Origin of the sequence: Candidatus Accumulibacter vicinus (assembly GCF_000584955.1) — a bacterium.
Taxonomy (GTDB): domain Bacteria; phylum Pseudomonadota; class Gammaproteobacteria; order Burkholderiales; family Rhodocyclaceae; genus Accumulibacter; species Accumulibacter vicinus.
Window position 1 is genome coordinate 368,104 of record NZ_JDSS02000019.1, and the last position, 1,515, is coordinate 369,618.

General features: G+C 57.4%; 1 protein-coding gene and 1 pseudogene. Both read right to left on the reverse strand.

What is annotated here, in order from left to right:
- Positions 1–577: pseudogene (locus CAPSK01_RS22330) on the reverse strand (hypothetical protein); the annotation flags it as partial.
- Positions 574–1,515 (reverse strand): hypothetical protein (locus CAPSK01_RS08045; RefSeq protein ID WP_273703316.1); only part of this gene is annotated, 942 nt, incomplete at its 5' end. The gene CAPSK01_RS08045 and the pseudogene CAPSK01_RS22330, both read right to left, overlap by 4 nt.

Below are 1,515 nucleotides of genomic sequence, written 5' to 3' on the forward strand. Positions count from 1 at the left end.
TCGCCCCGGTGGTCGTCGCCGGCAGCGTCACGACAATTCCGCCCACGCTCGCCAGCGTGATGCTGGAGGAGGGAGAAATCCCGCCTTCTTCTCCTGTGGAGCTGTTCCTGTAGCTCGTGGATACCTGATAGGCGCCTTCAGGCAAGCTGCCCGTCGTTGTGGAAAGCCCTGGTGCCGCAGGCGTAGGTAGCGCGATTGGAAAGGAGGTCGATCCCACCAGACGAAATGCCTGCGTTGCATTCGAGCAATACACCTCTCCGGCATGCACGACATAGCTCATCGCCGTGTTCCAGGACAGCGCTTCCACCATCGTCTCTGTGTAGTCCGGAAGGGTGATGGCGTACAGCGAACTGGCTCGCACCAGATACCCCGCTGTGTCGCTGGTGAGAAACAGGCTGTGCGCCCCGGTCATCGCCTGGATCAACGTCACCCCAGGACGAGATCGCAAGCGACCCGCGTTGTCGATGTCCACGTTCTCGGCGGACTTCAGGAAATCCCCTTTCCCGTCGACGTGAAGGGCGAAGTTGGGCAGCCTGTTGTTGATCCCGAGGAACGGACCTAATGTGACCGTCTTCATGTGCGATATAGCTCCGTGGTTGGCGTGTTTGCATAGACAGTCCCGAGATTGCCCACCCAGTTCGACACCACCCCGTCACGGATTTGAACCCGTCTGGCTACGTTGAACAGCGCGCTTGCTCCGGACATGATGTCCGTGTACCGCTGCAAGAAGCTCACCGGGTAGCGCTCGTACTGCGATACCCCGTACTCCTGGCTGAACACGAATGCGTACAGCATCTCCAGCAGGTTGCATGGGACCATGAAGACCTGCGTGCCGAGGTTGTCGTCATTGCACGAAGACACCGCGTCGTAGGGTTGCAGGACCAGGACAAAATTGAATCCGTGGAAGGGGAGTGCGCCATTCGCCTCTTCTGCCGCCGTGACGTAGTGCGCGCCCTTGAAGGAGCCCTGCTCTTGGTATAGAGGGGCGAATATGGCCCGGATCTGCGGCGATGGAACGGCCCAAAGACCATTGTCCTCATCGAAAATTTTCTCCGGCAACAGCTCGCCGTAGGTGTAGTTCCACCCCCCGAGCGAAATTGAGTTGGTGTGGTAACGAGTCTGAATTTTTAGCGAAACGGCCAATGTCGCCGTCGCTGGGTGCCCAGAACCGGAGAAGCTGCCTTCGACCGAAATGTAAACACCGTTGGTCACGTCGTGAAGGATGAAATCCTTGGTGCGCCAGGTCAGTCGGCGAGTGTCCTGCGTTACGTCGTTGGCGATGGTGCGGTAGTAGAAATTCATGCGTTGAAGCCCAGACGAGGTTTCATCGTCGTAGTAGGTCTGCCCCGCTAGCGCACTCGCCATATCCTGCAATTCTTGCGTAATCTCCGCTTCTACTTCCGGAAGTTGGTGTGGGGGAGGGTTAGGATTGACCTTGTACCACTCATATATTTCCATAATATCGCTTGCTGCATGAACAATGGGTTCAAGATACGCCCTCCCCAACATTCCCAT